Genomic DNA, 16675 nt, shown 5'->3' with positions numbered 1-16675 from the left:
CACCCAAATGAGGAATTTGGGTGGCAGTCTTACCAGCCACATCTCGGCACACACGTCACAAACTGTGGCTGCTCCCTTCCGGGCCTGACCAGGTTCGCCTGCTAGTGTTGCGAGAGGACCAATAAGACTACCATTGAGGGCCTTGGTTGGCGCGGGAAGGATTATCTCTACTTTTGGTGTGTTATTCAAGGGATAATCAAAAAAGAAAGTGCGATTGCATACTTCATATACAATCGCGGTTAAAAACAGCCTTTAATGCCTATTAATTACGCTCTAACTCGGCTTTAATTTTACGCAGTGCTGCTTTTACTTTTTTCATGTTTTCTGGGCCCATACGTAACAGCTGTTTTTGTGCAGCCGGTAATTGCTCCCATTCAGAAAACGCATACTGATAAGTAACCGAGTCTCGTAGTAGCGGTAACTCGCCTTCTGGCTCCGGTGTATCAAGTAATAACTCAATAGCATCTTCTAGCGTTTGATTAAATTCATCATCGCCGTAACCAATTTCACTGTACGCGTTGTTGATTAATGGCTTGTACTGCTCGTACATACGCACAGCTTGGGCGGCGCTCATGCTCGTAAATACTTTTACATACGGTGTATAGCGCTCGTAGCTGTTAGGGTCAATTGTTAAAATGTCCCCTTCGTTTACGCTAAATTCTTCTTCGGGTTTAACCACTGGCGTATGCTTTTTAGCAATTTTGCCTTTGGCTATATTGTCTATAAATACGACGCCACGGCGAATTACATCGTCGGTTACCATTAGGCTCATTACCGAGTCGCTTAGGTATTCATCCATTTTGGCAACAACTAAGGTGTCGCTTTCATCAAGCGTTGGTAATGGCTCTACAACCGGCTCTGGCTCAGCTGGGCGCTGAGCAGGCACGCTTAGCTCAGCTGGCTTTTCAGGCTTAACTGATGGCGCATCTACAACAGGGTCGTTTTCTGGCTTTAACTCCATCACTGGCTGTTCTTTTGGTGTTTGCTCTACCTCTGTGCGAGTTTCTGGCTCGTCAGTGGGCGATAGCAGGACGAACGCAGCGGCACACACTAAAATAATTAAAATAATAACGGCGAATAAAAAATTGTTTTTAGGCGGACGTTTTTGAACATCTGACGCTTCTGGTTTATCTGACATACAAACTCCATAAATTTAAATGCATATTACTCAGAGTACGCTGAGTGGAAAAAATTCACTATCGGTAATCACTATTACTTTAAATATAGGCTTTACAACATAAACCTACACTTACTAATTAGAACAACGAGCCATAGTAACTCAGTTATTCTTTGATTCTTCTAGCTTAAAGACTTAAAGTTGATAAATAAAGAAAAGACGTTAAGCAGTTCAAAAACCACTATGAAAATCCAGCAAGTTGACCCACATAAACCTAAAATAGCCCTATTACTTACAGGTGGTGGCGCTCGCGCTGCTTATCAAGTGGGCGTGCTTAAAGCGCTTGCTCATAGTATGCCTCGCACCGCGCCTTTGCCATTTAGAATTATTAACGGCACTTCTGCAGGCGCGATTAATTCTGCAGCTTTGGCCTGTTATGCCTCGTGTGCACATTTGGCCGTGCGTAAACTTGAGTCTGTTTGGAAAAACTTTTCAACGTCTATGGTCTACAAAAGCGACTTTTTAAGTGTGTTTGGCCATATTGCGCGCAATATTTTAACCAGTTTTCAGTCTGAGCACATAAACCACCCGCCAGGCAGTTTGCTAAATAACCGCCCTTTGCGCGGTTTATTAAACGAAATTTTAGACCTGCACCGCATTGAACGTAATTTACACCGTAATTATTTAGAAGCGATTTCTATTACCGCTTCAAGCTATACAACTGGTGACTCTGTTGCGTTTTTTCAGTCAAACACACAAACACCTTGGCAACGTGCCAAGCGCGAAGGTCGCCCTATGCGCATTAACGTTGAGCATTTAATGGCATCAAGCGCCATTCCTATGGTGTTTCCAAGTGTTAATGTATTTAACCACTATTTTGGCGATGGTTCTATTCACCAGCTTTCACCGCTTAGCCCGTCCATTCATTTAGGCGCCGAAAAAATATTTATTATAGGGGTAGACCAACCAAAAGAGTCGCACCCAGCGGGTTACTCGCCCCACTACCCTGGGCTTTCTGCGGTTGCTGGGCATTTACTCGATAGTGTATTTAGCGACACCATGCAAGCCGACCTTGAGCGCCTTGAGCGTGTAAATCGCACTTTAGGGCTGCTTCCGGCGCGCGACAAACACCAAGAGCTGAAACAAATAGAAACCTGTATTATTAACCCATCAAAAAACTTTAACGATATTGCTGCGCAATACTATAGCGATATGCCATGGGCAATTAAGCTGCTACTACGCACAATTGGGGTAAAAAAGCACTCGCAATCGAGTTTAACCAGCTATTTATTGTTTGAAAAACGCTACACTCAGCACCTAATTCAAATTGGCTATGAAGATGGCATGAAAAAACTACCCGAAATACGCCAATTTTTAGAGCTCGACTAGCTAATGTTGGCCTTGAAACCTGCTATTTAATCGCAGAGCAAGCTTTGAAACCAACTGCGCTCGATAACTATCTCTGTGTTATTTTAATAACTTGCATCTATGTCAGTAAAAAACAAAATGCATTTTTTTATTCAAGCCCATCGAGTAGGTAATGCTCTACTCGCTCTACCCGCCTAGGCTTACCTTGCAATACCAGTACATCGTTTGCGCACAATGTGGTGCTGGTTGATGGGTCGTCTATTTCTTGACCCTCTCGGCGCAAAGCTTTTATAGTCACGCGGCGTTTAGATAAGTTAAGCTCATCTATTGTTTTATCCACCGCATAGGCTTGATCTGGCAACGCAACTACGTGTAAATATTCTAAGCGTTCAGAGGAGGTTTCTTCGTTGTCTTTAAAGTAACCGGCGTAAAAACTTTGCATAAGCGGGTAGCGATTACGGCGCTCTTTACTAACACGGCGCACAATACGTGTCATCGGTACACCCGACATCGACAACACATGCGAAACCAACATCAAGCTTGCCTCTAACGACTCAGGCACCACCTCTGTAACCCCCAACTCTTTTAAGTTGTTTAATTGGCTGTCGTCGCGGGTTCTTATTAGTATTTTAACGTTGGGTGCAAGCTGCTTTATGGCGTCTATTACCACGTGTGCATGCTCAAGCTCTGTAAAGGTAATAATCACTAGGCGTGCTCGCTCTACCCCTGCGCACTTTAAAATATCTTTTTGTTTTACATAGCCAAATATTACTGGCTCACCTGCGGCTTTGCCCTCTTGTACTAAAATAGGGTTACTTTCTATGGCAACGTAATCTATGGCTTTGGGTTTTAAAAATCGCGCTATAGTTTGCCCTACGCGTGAAAAGCCACAAATAACCACGTGATCGTTATATAAGGTGCTACTTTTAGGCTCGCTCTCCCTCGCCATACTGGGGTGATCTAAAATACCTAATTGCTTTAAAATTAGTGGGGTTTTATCAATTAAAAACGGGGTTAGCGCCATCGAAAGCACCCCTAAGGCAATTAAAAACGAGGCTTGCTCTGAATTGAGTAACTCATGCTGACCTGCCAAAGCAATAAGCACAAACCCAAATTCTCCCATTTGCCACAGCATAACGCCGCAGGCTAGCGAGTCTTGATTGCGCTCATGCATTAATCTGGCACTTAATGCCAGCACGGTAATTTTTAATATTAACAAGCCAAATAACGCGCCAATAATTACAAAACCATGCGAAAGCACAAATAAAATATCGAGCTGCATCCCCACAGTTACAAAAAACAGCCCCATTAAAATATCGCGAAATGGCCTAATATCAGCCTCTAGCTGATGGCGGTAATGGCTCTCTCCTAGCATCATGCCGGCTAAAAATGCCCCAAGCGCCATTGATAAACCAAACATGTAAGTTAAAAAGCCGGCAAATAACGCCACCAAAATTGTGGTAAGCACAAACAGCTCATCGGTTCGTACCTGCGCTATTTCTTTAAATACTTTAGGTAGCACCCATTTACCAATCGCCCAGAGTAATAAGCACACAAACGCGCCTTTTGTAAGCGCAAATGCCAGCGCCCAACTAATACTTTGCGAATCGCTTGAGGCAAACAATGGCAAAATAATAAGTAGGGGCACAACGGCAATATCTTGAAACAGTAATACGCCCACCGCCAGTTGCCCACGGCGCTGGTTTAGTTCGCCAGTTTCTTTTAATAGCTTAACCACCACCGCGGTTGAAGAAAGCGCCATTATTGTGCCAATGGTAAAACTAGTGAGTAAGCTAAAATTTAAGCAATATAAAATAATAATGAAGAGCAAGCTGGTAACACCAACTTGTAACGAGCCCAGTCCAAACACAATATTGCGCATGGCCATTAGCCGCGATATAGAAAATTCGAGCCCTAAACTAAACAGTAAAAATACGATGCCCAGCTCAGCAATAAACTCTATTTCATGAGATTGAGCAAGCCAACCAATGCCATGGCTGCCCGCTAAAACGCCTGTTGCTAAATACGCCAAAATAGGCGGCAAGCCAATGCGCTTAAAAAACCATACAAAAAGCACCGCCGCCACTAACAAGCCAAAAATTTGAGCGTTTATACTTTGCAAATTCGGCCTCCAGCGTCAATTAAACTACGGAATGGACTTTAAATATAGCAACCATATGTTTATCAAGCAATTTTAAAATATGGCATAAAAATAGCTTAGTTATTGCAAAGTAACACCCTGGGGGAAGATTTTAATGGAAAATGTCCATATTTTGACACAACGCGTGTCTGGGCGCGGCGATTTTTTGCCGTTTTCGGCAGAGCAAACACACACAAACGAAACAGCGGCAACGCACGACTTAGTTACCGAGCTACAAACAAGCCTAGTAATAGAAGATGTGTTGGCTATTTATGCAAAATTTGCCAAACAGCTACTTAACTTTTCAGGGCTGCAGTTTCAATCAACGCTCGGCACTGCACAAACCTCAGATAGCAACACGAACACTAGCCCGTACTCTTACGATTTAGCTATTGGTCGCGAGCACTTAGGACAGCTAATTTACTTTAGCCAATACCCTATTAGTAAAGCGATTGAAAACAAATTACGTGCCCTACACAGCGCCCTTGTGTACCCACTGCGTAACGCAATGATGTACAGCCGAGTGTTAAAACTTGCCACAAAAGATGCGCTCACTGGGTTAAATAACCGTAGCCAATTTAATGACATGTTATCGCAAAAGCTCGAAAACTGCCGCCGTTACCAGCGCCCTTTTAGTTTAATGCTGCTTGATTTAGATAACTTTAAGCAAGTAAACGACAACTATGGCCATAAAGTAGGTGACGATGTTTTAAAAGAATTTTCGCAGGTACTTTGTAGCAGTATACGCGGCACCGACTCCGTGTTTAGATTTGGTGGCGATGAGTTTTCGCTGATTATTGAAGACCCCGAATTTACAACAAACAAAGTAGTTGCTGAGCGCATTATGCGCTTAGTCAGAAACTCAAGTTTAATGTCTAAATACAAAGTAACCACCAGCATTGGCTTTACCCTAGCCAATAGCCAAGATTGCGAAACAGAAATATTTGCTAGAGCCGACAAAGGCTTATATAAGGCTAAAGCCTCTGGGCGCAACTGCGCAAAAGCATATTAGTATATTTATATAACTCTATCATTTATAAAAGCTTAGCTTCCCCCGCTAGGCTTTTTTATTACAAATTAATTATTTATTAGCCAGTAATTTATAAACAAACAAGGCTGAACAAAAGCCAAAAAAGAAGCCGCTCACTAAATTAAGCAATGCTGTTATGCTTGCAAGCGGGGTAAATAACACTAAAACCAATGGTAAACTTACGCCTAAAATAAAAAATAACCCGCCTTTACCTAACCAGTAGGCAAGCAGTAATACCGCCGATATCACCCCGCCCACAACGGCATAACCTAACGTAATAATATTAAGCTCTAGTAATACATTGGCTATAACAGCAACTAACGCTGTTATTAACATACCCATCGGCGCTTTGCTAACTAGCGATAAGCCTACATGTGGCTGATCTTTCATTTATTTACACTCCCAAAAAATGCCGTTTTCGTCTTGGTGTTTTTCACTTACAAAATAACCAACAACTTGCACAAGCTCATCGTTATAAAATATTAAAGGCACGCGCTCTCTTAACCACGGGGCTACTTTTGCATCTTTAAACCAGTGTTTAAGCGTATTGCTGCCTGGCTTTTTTAACGGCTTTATACGCGCACTATTACAATTAAAGCGCACGGTGACTTGCTCGTTTGGTAAAGGGGCACGTAGGCCTTTACCTTGTTGCTTTATCAAAACGCGCCCATCATTAAGCGCAAGCTCATTGCTCGTTAGCGCTTCATCGGCTAATAATATGTGTGGTGTAACAAAATACAAATACCCTTGATGGCGTCGTATTTGCCCCTCGCTTAAATCAACTTGCATTTGCGCATCAGCCTGCGCATTTATGGCTTGGTTAATTATTTGCAAAAGCTGCTTTTGAGAGGGCATTACTTGGGTAAATAAGCTAAGCCATGCACGAACCACATTGGTTATGCGCACGTTGCTGTAGGTGGTTAGTTGGCTAACGCTCAGTGCTTGATGCGCATTTACGCTTTGTTTTAAATCAAGTTCAGTGTACTCATCAAGTAGCGTTTGTTGTTGCTGTAGTAACTCAATGCTGCGCCCAGCACAGTGCTCAAAACCTTTAAAACGTTTTGCCAGTTCAGGCACTACACGTGCACGTAAAAAGTTACGATCAAAACGCTCATCGGTATTTGAGTCATCAGTTATGTGCGTAATATTAAACTCTGTGGCAAAGTGTTCTATATCACTGCGCGTTATGTTTAAAAGCGGCCTGTAGCATATTCGCCCGCTTTGTAGTTCACGCATTTTTTGCATTGCGCCTAACCCTTTTAAGCCAGATCCGCGCTTTAACCGCAGTAAAAACGTTTCTATTTGATCGTTTAAATGCTGACCCAGCAAAATAACACTGCCCGCGGGGCTTAGCTCATCAAGAGCTTTGTAACGCGCCTCACGTGCCTGCGCTTCAAGGCTTGTTCGTGTTTGCGGGTTTATTGTTACCTGCGCGGCATTAAACGGTACATTTAGCTCAGCGCACAAGTTTTGGCAAAAGCGCTGCCAGTCATTCGCGTATTGGCTTAAACCATGATTAACATAAATCGCGTTTACGTTTAGCTTTGGTTGCGCTTGTTTTAATAAGTGCATTACATGAAGCAATACCACCGAATCCACGCCACCCGAAAGCGCCACCGTAAAGTTATATTGCTGGTGCTTAAAAAAGTGCTCAAGGGCGTGTTTAACGTGCTGATAAATAGGTGATGTTTGCATGGATACGCTATAAATTTAATGTTTGCAGTATTTTAAAACAAAAAAGCCGCATAAGCGGCCTTTTTTAACAATAAATGCGTTGGTTAGCTAATTAGCAGTAACCAAACGACATTAAACGTTTGTAACGTTGATCAAGCATGTCTTCAAGCGATAGCGCTTGTAAGTCAGCAAGGTCACGTTTTAAACGTGTTTTTAAGTTACGTGCCATTGCATCGTAATTGCGGTGTGCGCCGCCTAAAGGCTCTTCAACTAAGTTATTAATTAAATCGAGCTCTTTAACACGCTCTGCAGTTACACCCATTGCCTCTGCGGCAAGTGGTGCTTTATCGGCGCTTTTCCATAAAATTGAAGCACAGCCTTCTGGCGAAATTACTGAGTACGTGCTGTATTGCAACATGTTAACTCTGTCGCCAACACCAATGGCTAATGCACCACCAGAGCCGCCTTCGCCAATAACCGTACAAATTGTGGGTACTTTAAGTGCCGCCATTACTTTTAGGTTACGTGCAATTGCCTCAGACTGACCGCGCTCTTCAGCGCCCACACCTGGGTATGCCCCTGGCGTGTCGATAAAGGTCATAATTGGCATTTTAAAACGCTCGGCCATTTCCATTAAGCGTAGCGCTTTGCGGTAGCCTTCTGGTTTTGGCATACCAAAGTTACGTTTAATTTTTTCAGCTGTATCACGCCCTTTTTGCTGGCCAATCACCATTACTGGTTCGCCATCTAAACGTGCAACACCGCCTAAAATAGCCGGATCGTTAGCAAAAGTACGATCGCCTGCAAACTCGTCAAATTCCGTGAAAATGCGCTCGATATAATCTCGAGTGTAAGGACGCAACGGATGACGCGCTAACTGCGATACTTGCCAAGCGCCTAAATTTGAGAATATTTCCTCTTTTTGCTTAGCGCTTTTTTCTTTTAATTTGCTGACTTCCTCTTCTAACTCAAGGTCTAATTCGCCAGCGCGGCTTATGCTTTGTAATTCTTCAATTTTTGCTTCTAATTCTGCAATCGGAAGCTCAAAATCAAGATAATTGAGGCTCATGCTCTAAACTACCTAATCAGTTAAATTCTAGTTCTACATCTTGTGCCGCCATGAGTGATAACTTATGAATTAAGTCGTCGCTCGGCGTAACACACCATTCGATCCCTAGGGTTAATTGAGCCAACGCATCGGGGCGCTGGTAATAAACCTTGATCGGACACGTTCCCATTTTATAAGGTTCGAGTACTTTTTGTAATTTATCGAAGAAACCTGCCTCGATTTGCACCATGTTCAGCGTCATTTTAATCGCTTTAATGCGTTTTTCACGCGCTTGAGCAATGGTGTTTATTTCTCTGGCGGTCATTGTAATGCCACCGGAGAAGTTATCAAAGCTGACCTGTCCAGATATTACCAAGATATTGTTTACTTGAAGCATTTCTTGGTACATTTCGAACTGTTCAGGAAACAAGCGTACATCAATACGGGCGCTCTTGTCATCTAAAGTTATTAAGCCCCAACGATTTCCTTTTTTATTAATTAATGTCCGCGCTGAAATAACTAAACCCGCCGCCGTAGAGAGTACATCACGATTTGTTGGCTGTAAATCCACCAGCTTGCCGCTGGTGTAATGTCTAAGTTCACGACGATACTGATTTATCGGATGCCCTGTTAAATAAAGGCCTAGCGTGTCTTTTTCGCCATCAAGCCATTGGTTATCGGTAAGCGGTGTGGCTTTAATAAAGGCTTGCTCAACTTCATCAGGCTCAGTGGCCAGTAAGCCAAATAAATCGCTTTGCCCAAGTTGCTCAGCTTTGTTGTGCTGATCGGCAGCGCGCATGGCATCTTTTAAACTTGCCAGTAATGTTGCACGCCCTGCTTGGGTTTTCTCTGGCCCGAGTTGATCAAGTGCACCGGCGTAAATTAATTTTTCGGTCACACGTTTATTTAAGCGTTTTAAATCTACACGGGCACAAAAATCAAATAAATCTTTAAATGGGCCGCCTTTTGCGCGCGCTTCTAAAATAGCCTCTACCGGCGCTTCACCTACACCTTTAATAGCACCAATACCGTAAACAATTTCACCTTGCAGGTTTACCGTAAATTTAAATTCTCCGGCATTTACATCAGGCGGTAATAAGGTGAGCTTCATGTTTTCACATTCATCCACCAAGATTACTATTTTGTCGGTGTTATCCATATCGGCCGACATTACCGCAGCCATAAACTCTGCCGGATGGTGCGTTTTCATCCACAGCGTTTGGTACGAAACCAGTGCATACGCTGCCGAGTGAGATTTATTAAAACCATAACCTGCGAATTTTTCTACCAAGTCGAAAATTTTAATCGCCAGTTCGCCGTCTATACCATTATTGCGTGCGCCTTCTTCAAAGGTTGAACGCTGTTTGGCCATTTCTTCGGGTTTTTTCTTACCCATTGCACGACGTAGCATGTCGGCGCCACCAAGCGTATAGCCTGCTAGTACTTGGGCAATTTGCATTACTTGTTCTTGATACAAAATAATGCCGTAAGTAGGCTCAAGTATGGGCTTTAAGCTTTCGTGTTGGTATTGAGCATCTGGGTATGAAATTTCTTCTCGGCCAAGCTTACGGTCGATGAAGTTATCTACCATGCCTGATTGCAGTGGGCCTGGGCGGAACAAGGCTACCAATGCAATCATATCTTCAAAGCAATCGGGCTTTAATCGGCGTACTAGGTCTTTCATGCCGCGCGATTCTAGCTGGAATACCGCGGTTGTTTCGGCGCGCAGTAATAGCTCTATACTTTTTTTATCATCTAGTGGAATGGTATTTATATCAACGGGCGCTTTGCCTTCGCGCTTCATGCGCTCGTTGGTCATATCCACAGCCCACTGCAAAATGGTCAAGGTACGTAAGCCCAAGAAATCGAACTTAACTAGGCCTGCGGTTTCTACATCGTTTTTATCAAACTGTGTTACCGGAAACTTACCTTCGTCATCGCAATAAAGTGCAGCAAAGTCGGTAATGGTCGTCGGCGATATTACAACACCACCGGCGTGTTTACCGGCATTACGTGTACACCCTTCGAGGATGCGACACATATCGATTAAATCTTTTACCTCTGAGTCGCCATCGTAGGCTTCTTGTAAACGCGGCTCTACCTCAAACGCTTTGGCAAGCGTCATCCCGGGATCCCCTGGGATCAGCTTAGAAATTCGATCAACAAAACCATAAGGGTGGCCAAGTACACGCCCTACATCGCGTATTACCGCTTTTGCAGCCATGGTACCAAAGGTAATAATTTGTGATACCGCGTCCCGCCCATACAATGCCGATACATGGTCAATTACCTCATCACGCCTGTCCATACAAAAATCGACATCGAAATCGGGCATTGATACACGTTCAGGATTTAAGAATCGCTCAAAGAGTAGGTCAAATTCAAGCGGATCAAGGTCGGTAATTTTTAGGGCATATGCCACTAATGAACCCGCACCCGAACCACGCCCCGGCCCCACTGGAATATTGTTATCTTTACTCCACTGAATGAACTCCATTACGATTAAGAAGTAGCCTGGAAAACCCATTTGGTTAATTACACCAAGCTCTACTTTCAAGCGCTCGTCGTATTCGCCTCGTTTTTCTTGTCGCTCTTGTTCATCAGGGAATAAAAACTGCAGGCGCTCTTCAAGGCCATCTTCTGAAACCTTAACTAAAAAGTCTTCAATTTTTAACGAGCCGGTTGGGTAATCAGGCAAAAAGTAAGTGCCTAATTGCACCGTTACGTTACAGCGTTTGGCTATTTCTACCGTATTTTGCAGCGCTTCAGGGATATCGCTAAATAGCTCTGCCATTTGCTCAGGCGTTTTTAGGTATTGCTCTTGTGAGAATCGTTTAGGGCGGCGTTTGTCATCAAGTGTGTAACCGTCAAAAATAGCCACACGAATTTCGTGCGCTTCAAAATTTTCGGGCTTTAAAAAAACCACTTCGTTTGTGGCAACAACGGGCAGCTGCTCTTTTGCTGCAAGCTCTACCGCCATATGCAGGTAGTCTTCTTCAAGCGGACGGTCGGTGCGAATAAGCTCTAAATAGTAATGATCGCTAAAATGCTGCTTATAAAAGCTCACTACAGATTCAATAACGCCTGGGTTATTTTTTAATAAGGCCTTACCTAAGTCACCATCTTTTGCGCCTGAGAGAATAATAAGCCCTTCTTTGTGCTCAACTAGCCATTCTCGGTCAATCACTGGGCGATGAAATATATGCCCGCGTTGGTAAGCTTCAGATATTAATAAGGTAATATTTTTATAACCGTCGTTGTTTTTAGCTAGCAACGTAATACGGCTTGGCTCATCTGGAAACTCTGGGCTGCGCAACCAAAAATCGGCTCCCACTATGGGTTTAATACCGGCACTGTGGGTTGCGCCATAAAAACGCACTAAACCACAAAAGTTCATTTGATCGGTAATTGCCAGCGCTGGCATTTCAAGCTCTTGCGCTTTCGCAACAATAGGCTTGGTTTTAGCTAAGCCATCGACCATCGAAAAGTCTGAGTGAACCCGTAAATGTACAAAATCTGGAGCGGCCATTATTTATGCCTCGCCCTTTGCTTGCATTAGCACACGTTGTACCGGCTTAAAGCTTTTACGGTGCTCATCAATAGCGCCGTATTGTTCAAGCGCTGCAAAATGTGCTTTAGTTGGGTACCCTTTGTGCCCTGCAAACCCGTATTGCGGGTAGCGTGTATCAAGCTCATGCATTTCATCATCACGCGCTACTTTGGCTAAAATAGAGGCTGCTGAAATTTCAGCCACTAAACTGTCGCCTTTAACAACCGCTTGAGCCGGCATAGCTAATTTAGGTAAGCGGTTACCATCTACAAATACAAACTCTGGTTGCGTACTTAACCCCTCAACTGCACGCGTCATTGCAAGCATAGTTGCATGCAAAATGTTTAACTCGTCAATTTCTGTTGGGCTACAACGACCAATGGCATAACACAGCGCTTTTTGTTTTATTTCTATAGCCAGTGCTTGGCGCTTTTTATCGGTTAGCTTTTTAGAGTCAGCTAAACCTGCAATAGGATTCGCTGGGTCAAGTATTACCGCAGCGGTAACAACATCGCCGACAAGCGGGCCACGCCCTACTTCATCCACACCGGCAATTAAGGTTACGTTGGGTCGTTCAATTTGCATTTATTAACTCCGCCACAGCATTAGCTGCTTGTTTGCTGGCATTTAATCTAATTTTTTCGTGGATGGCTAAAAAACGTGCTTTAAGTTCTTTATTATCGGTATTTAGCATAGGCGTAAGTGCGCCCGTTAAATTAGCCACGTTACATTCACTTTGTAAAAACTCCGGCACTAGCTCTTCATCGGCTAATAAGTTTGGTAGTGAAAAATATTTAATATTAAAGGTAAACAAGGTTTTAAAAATCCAATAGCTCATTGGCTTAATTTTATAACCCACCACCATAGGCTTTTTATACAGCATGCCTTCAAGCGTTGCTGTGCCTGATGCAAGTAAAATGGCATCAGCTGCTTGCATGGCTAGTTTTGACTGACCATCGAGTAGGTTTACATTTAAATTTGGTGCAGTGGCATTTAAAATCTCACTAAATTGCGCTTTGCGTTTTTCGTTAACCATCGGCACCACTATTTTAAGGTCTGGGTTTTGCGCTTGTAACTGCGCAGCTGTATTTATATAGGTTTCGCTGAGTAAGCCTACTTCTGAACCACGGCTACCTGGCAGTAAAGCCAGTACTTTGTCGTCGGTATTTAGGCCAAGTTCTTGGCGGGCTTGGCTATCGTCGTGCTCAAGCGCTATATCGTCAGCTAAGGTGTGTCCTACAAATGTACACGGTACTTGGTGCTTATCGTAAAATTCTTTTTCAAACGGCAGCAGAGCAAGCACTAAATTTGTGGCAGCACTAATGGTATGAATACGTTTTTCGCGCCATGCCCAAACCGACGGGCTTACGTATTGAATGGTTTTAATACCGGCATCTTTTAAAGGCTTTTCTACGCGTAGGTTAAAATCGGGCGCATCAATACCGATAAATACATCGGGTGGGTTATCTTTAAAGTGCTGCACCAGCTGCTTACGTATTTTAAGTAAACGCGGTAAACGCCCTAATACTTCAACCAGCCCCATTACCGAGAGCTCGTCCATATCGTAAAGCGTTTTACAGCCTTGCGCCTGCATTTTTGGCCCTGCAATGCCTTCAAAAATGGCATCTGGAAAGTGCGTTTTAAGTGCTTTAATTAAGCCTTCGCCTAAAATATCGCCCGACAGCTCACCTGCCACAATACCAATACGTAGTTGTTTTTTCTCTTTATTCATTCGACTTTATTTATCAGGCGTTCATAGCGGTTAGTTTACCGTGTTTTAATGTTTGGTTAAACGCTTTAAATTAACGATTATTTGTAACTAATTTAGTACCAAACGATTGTTTGTATTTCATACTGATGTAGCATGGTGAATATATATTAACTTTTTCTAATATGTTTATTGACAAAAATTGTGCAAACGTAAATAATATTCCAAACTTTCAGTAATTACTGAAAGTTCATTGATTTTAACTTTGCCAATTATAAATTGCCTTGTTAACCCGTCACCCTCAAGGAGCCAAAAATGATAGATGAAACCTTTGTGGATCTATCGCGATTGCAGTTTGCTGTTACCGCACTCTTCCATTTCTTATTCGTGCCTTTAACCATAGGTATGACCTGGATTTTAGTTATTATGGAATCGGTTTATGTTATGACCGGTCGCGAAATTTATCGTGATATGACTAAGTTTTGGGGAAAATTGTTTGGTATTAACTTTGCTATTGGGGTGGCAACGGGCCTGACCATGGAGTTTGAGTTTGGTACTAACTGGTCTTATTACTCGCATTACGTAGGCGATGTATTTGGCGCCCCGCTCGCTATTGAAGGCTTAATGGCATTCTTTTTAGAGTCGACCTTTGTGGGTATGTTCTTTTTAGGCTGGGATAGGTTAACTAAACGCCAACATTTGGGCGCTACATTTTTAATGGCGCTAGGTACTAATATGTCGGCGCTGTGGATATTAATAGCTAACGGGTGGATGCAAAACCCTGTAGGGGCAGAGTTTAACTATCAAACCATGCGCATGGAAATGACCAGCTTTGCAGAGCTTGTATTTAACCCAGTGGCGCAGGTTAAGTTTATTCATACGGTATCGGCAGGTTACGTAGCCGCTTCTATGTTTGTACTGGGCATTAGTAGTTGGTACATATTAAAAGGTCGCGATTTAGCCTTTGCTAAGCGCTCGTTCTCGGTGGCATCGGGCTTTGGTTTAGCATCCATACTGTGTGTTATTTTATTAGGTGACGAATCAGGCTACGAAGTAGGCGAAGTTCAAAAAGTAAAACTTGCCACCATAGAAGCTGAATGGCATACCGAAGAAGCACCCGCTGCGTTTACCGCGCTTGGTTTTCCTGACTCAGATGAGCAGGTAACGCATGCAGCAGTAAAAATACCTTACGCACTGGGTATTATTGCTACCCGCTCTTTAGATGAGCAAGTTATTGGTATTTCTGATTTAGAGAAAAAACACGAGGTACGCATTCGTAACGGCATGATAGCGTACGAATACCTCCAAAAGCTAAGAAATGGCGATGACAGCGAAGAAAACATAGCTAAATTTGATTCTCTTAAAGCCGATTTAGGTTATGGCTTGCTGCTTAAGCGCTATACCCCCAATGTGGTAGATGCCACAGAAGAGCACATTCAAATGGCAGTTAAAGACTCGTTCCCTAAAGTGGGGCCTATGTTTTGGTCATTTAGGATAATGGTGGCCTGTGGTGTAGCTATGCTGGCCGTGTTTGTATTGGCATTTTATTACAACGCACACCGTATTATTGAGCAAAAACGTTGGCTACTGTGGGCTGCAGTATTAAGTATTCCACTACCATGGATTGCAATAGAATTTGGTTGGATCGTTGCTGAATATGGTCGCCAGCCTTGGGCTATATCAGAAATATTACCGACCTTTTTAGCCACCTCGTCACTGACGGTAAACGATATTTTGATTAGCTTAACTGGGTTTATTATTTTTTACACTGGCCTTGCCATTGTAGAAGGTTGGTTAATGGTGCGCTTTATTAAACAAGGCCCAAGCTCGTTACATACAGGTAAGTATCACTTTGAGTTACCAAACAAAGCAGATAAAGACGCAGGAGAGCAATTATGATTTTTGATTATGAAACATTAAAAATGCTGTGGTGGTTGCTCATTGGCGTACTGCTAATAGGCTTTGCAATTACCGATGGCATGGATATGGGCGTAGCGATGCTGCTTCGCCTAGTTGGTAAAACAGACTCAGAGCGCCGCACGGTAATCAACACCATTGGCGCCCACTGGGACGGTAACCAAGTATGGTTTATTACCGCAGGCGGCGCTTTATTTGCAGCGTGGCCTATGGTGTATGCCGCTGCATTTTCGGGCTTTTACTTTGCCATGATGCTGGTCTTGTTTGCGTTATTTTTTAGACCTTTAGGTTTTGATTACCGCTCAAAAATAGACTCTAAACGCTGGCGTAATAACTGGGATTGGGGCTTATTTGCAGGCAGCGCCATTCCGGCTTTAGTATTTGGTGTGGCATTTGGTAACTTATTTTTAGGTGTACCGTTTAATATTGATAACTTACTGCGTGTAAGTTACCAAGGCTCGTTTTTTGGCTTACTCAACCCATTTGGCCTACTGACAGGTTTAATTAGTATCACCATGTTAATTGCCCATGCAGGCATGTGGTTACAACTGCGCACAGCAGATGCCGTTGCAGAGCGCTCAGCGCAATATGGCCGCTACGCATTAGTGGTATTTATTGTACTGTTTGCGGCTGCGGGTTTTTGGGTAGCAAACATAAATGGCTACCAAATTGTTTCTATGCCAGATACGCAAAGTCATGCAGATCCGTTGGCAAAAGTTGTAAGCACAGCGCAAGGTGCGTGGCTTAATAATTACAGCGAGCGTCCATGGACAATGACCTTCCCTATTTTAGGCTTTGTTATGGCACTCAGTGCTTTACTGTTCTCTAAACTAAACAAGCCAGCGCTTGGGCTTATTTCAACCAGTATTATGTTAATTGGCGTTATTATGACGGCGGGTGTGTCGCTGTTCCCATTTATTATGCCATCTGTTAATAACCCAGATATTAGCTTAACTATTTGGGATGCGGTGTCGAGCCACAGAACGCTTAATATTATGTTTGTTGCTGTTGTTATATTTATTCCGTTAATTTTGGCCTACACCACCTGGTGTTACGTAAAAATGTGGCGCAGAGTAACGGTAGACGAAATTGAAAATAACACACACGGTAGCTACTAAGGAGA

12 protein-coding genes and 1 other RNA gene are annotated in these 16675 nt (G+C 43.2%); 4 read left to right on the top strand and 9 right to left on the bottom strand.

Features of this window, described 5'->3' with window-relative positions:
• Positions 1-27: 27 nt before the first annotated feature.
• Together ffs and B4F91_RS18455 are read right to left on the bottom strand one after the other, a co-directional pair.
• Positions 28-124, bottom strand: an RNA gene (ffs, locus tag B4F91_RS18460) — signal recognition particle sRNA small type.
• Positions 125-262: 138 nt separating this feature from the next.
• Positions 263-1138 carry a DUF3014 domain-containing protein gene (locus B4F91_RS18455; RefSeq protein ID WP_286938182.1) on the bottom strand — a complete coding sequence of 292 codons (876 nt, stop codon included), beginning with the start codon at positions 1136-1138 and terminating at the stop codon, positions 263-265.
• Positions 1139-1360: 222 nt separating this feature from the next.
• On the opposite strand from B4F91_RS18455, the gene B4F91_RS18450 reads away from it, so the two are divergent.
• Entirely contained in the window at positions 1361-2506 is a 1146-nt protein-coding gene (locus B4F91_RS18450; RefSeq protein WP_004586945.1) for a patatin-like phospholipase family protein, read from the top strand.
• A gap of 127 nt (positions 2507-2633) precedes the next feature.
• On the opposite strand, the gene B4F91_RS18445 is transcribed toward B4F91_RS18450, so the two are convergent.
• Positions 2634-4607 carry a monovalent cation:proton antiporter-2 (CPA2) family protein gene (locus B4F91_RS18445; protein WP_286938184.1) on the bottom strand — a complete coding sequence of 658 codons (1974 nt, stop codon included), beginning with the start codon at positions 4605-4607 and terminating at the stop codon, positions 2634-2636.
• A gap of 133 nt (positions 4608-4740) precedes the next feature.
• Here B4F91_RS18445 and B4F91_RS18440 point away from each other — a divergent pair, with 133 nt between their 5' ends.
• A complete protein-coding gene (locus tag B4F91_RS18440; protein WP_055253101.1) occupies positions 4741-5637 on the top strand; it encodes a GGDEF domain-containing protein in 897 nt (298 codons plus the stop codon).
• 69 nt (positions 5638-5706) lie between these two features.
• Here the strand turns inward: B4F91_RS18440 and B4F91_RS18435 are convergent, their stop codons facing one another.
• From B4F91_RS18435 to lpxB, 6 genes are all read right to left on the bottom strand, one after another.
• Positions 5707-6045 carry a hypothetical protein gene (locus B4F91_RS18435; protein WP_286938187.1) on the bottom strand — a complete coding sequence of 113 codons (339 nt, stop codon included), beginning with the start codon at positions 6043-6045 and terminating at the stop codon, positions 5707-5709.
• Positions 6046-7350 carry a tRNA lysidine(34) synthetase TilS gene (tilS, locus tag B4F91_RS18430; RefSeq protein ID WP_286938189.1) on the bottom strand — a complete coding sequence of 435 codons (1305 nt, stop codon included), beginning with the start codon at positions 7348-7350 and terminating at the stop codon, positions 6046-6048.
• A gap of 91 nt (positions 7351-7441) precedes the next feature.
• Positions 7442-8398: an acetyl-CoA carboxylase carboxyl transferase subunit alpha gene (gene accA / locus B4F91_RS18425; protein WP_004586940.1), complete on the bottom strand. Its 957-nt coding sequence runs from the start codon at positions 8396-8398 to the stop codon at positions 7442-7444.
• A gap of 16 nt (positions 8399-8414) precedes the next feature.
• Entirely contained in the window at positions 8415-11906 is a 3492-nt protein-coding gene (dnaE, locus tag B4F91_RS18420) for a DNA polymerase III subunit alpha (protein ID WP_288636167.1), read from the bottom strand.
• Between the two features lie 3 nt (positions 11907-11909).
• The gene (gene rnhB, locus B4F91_RS18415; protein ID WP_286938192.1) at positions 11910-12512 is read right to left on the bottom strand and encodes a ribonuclease HII; all 603 of its coding nucleotides are present in this window, start codon (positions 12510-12512) and stop codon (positions 11910-11912) included.
• The gene (gene lpxB, locus B4F91_RS18410; protein ID WP_248442903.1) at positions 12502-13659 is read right to left on the bottom strand and encodes a lipid-A-disaccharide synthase; all 1158 of its coding nucleotides are present in this window, start codon (positions 13657-13659) and stop codon (positions 12502-12504) included. The genes rnhB and lpxB overlap by 11 nt, the downstream gene beginning before the upstream one ends.
• Positions 13660-13950: 291 nt before the next feature.
• Here lpxB and B4F91_RS18405 point away from each other — a divergent pair, with 291 nt between their 5' ends.
• Together B4F91_RS18405 and cydB are read left to right on the top strand one after the other, a co-directional pair.
• Complete coding sequence (locus B4F91_RS18405; protein ID WP_004586936.1) at positions 13951-15534, top strand: cytochrome ubiquinol oxidase subunit I; 1584 nt, start codon at positions 13951-13953, stop codon at positions 15532-15534.
• Positions 15531-16670: a cytochrome d ubiquinol oxidase subunit II gene (cydB, locus tag B4F91_RS18400; protein ID WP_286938195.1), complete on the top strand. Its 1140-nt coding sequence runs from the start codon at positions 15531-15533 to the stop codon at positions 16668-16670. Before B4F91_RS18405 ends, cydB begins: the two co-directional genes overlap by 4 nt.
• Positions 16671-16675 lie beyond the last annotated feature (5 nt).

The organism is Pseudoalteromonas sp. UBA6610, from assembly GCF_002433295.1.
In the GTDB taxonomy this organism is placed as follows: domain Bacteria; phylum Pseudomonadota; class Gammaproteobacteria; order Enterobacterales; family Alteromonadaceae; genus Pseudoalteromonas; species Pseudoalteromonas atlantica.
This window is presented reverse-complemented; position numbering and strand designations above follow the sequence as displayed.

Bases quoted from the DNA above. Each gene is read 5' to 3' on its own strand.
- B4F91_RS18455 (WP_286938182.1), bottom strand. From the start codon at position 1,138: ATGTCAGATAAACCAGAAGCGTCAGATGTTCAAAAACGTCCGCCTAAA.
- B4F91_RS18450 (WP_004586945.1), top strand. From the start codon at position 1,361: ATGAAAATCCAGCAAGTTGACCCACATAAACCTAAAATAGCCCTATTA.
- B4F91_RS18440 (WP_055253101.1), top strand. From the start codon at position 4,741: ATGGAAAATGTCCATATTTTGACACAACGCGTGTCTGGGCGCGGCGAT.
- B4F91_RS18435 (WP_286938187.1), bottom strand. From the start codon at position 6,045: ATGAAAGATCAGCCACATGTAGGCTTATCGCTAGTTAGCAAAGCGCCG.
- tilS (WP_286938189.1), bottom strand. From the start codon at position 7,350: ATGCAAACATCACCTATTTATCAGCACGTTAAACACGCCCTTGAGCAC.
- accA (WP_004586940.1), bottom strand. From the start codon at position 8,398: ATGAGCCTCAATTATCTTGATTTTGAGCTTCCGATTGCAGAATTAGAA.
- dnaE (WP_288636167.1), bottom strand. From the start codon at position 11,906: ATGGCCGCTCCAGATTTTGTACATTTACGGGTTCACTCAGACTTTTCG.
- rnhB (WP_286938192.1), bottom strand. From the start codon at position 12,512: ATGCAAATTGAACGACCCAACGTAACCTTAATTGCCGGTGTGGATGAA.
- lpxB (WP_248442903.1), bottom strand. From the start codon at position 13,659: ATGAATAAAGAGAAAAAACAACTACGTATTGGTATTGTGGCAGGTGAG.
- B4F91_RS18405 (WP_004586936.1), top strand. From the start codon at position 13,951: ATGATAGATGAAACCTTTGTGGATCTATCGCGATTGCAGTTTGCTGTT.
- cydB (WP_286938195.1), top strand. From the start codon at position 15,531: ATGATTTTTGATTATGAAACATTAAAAATGCTGTGGTGGTTGCTCATT.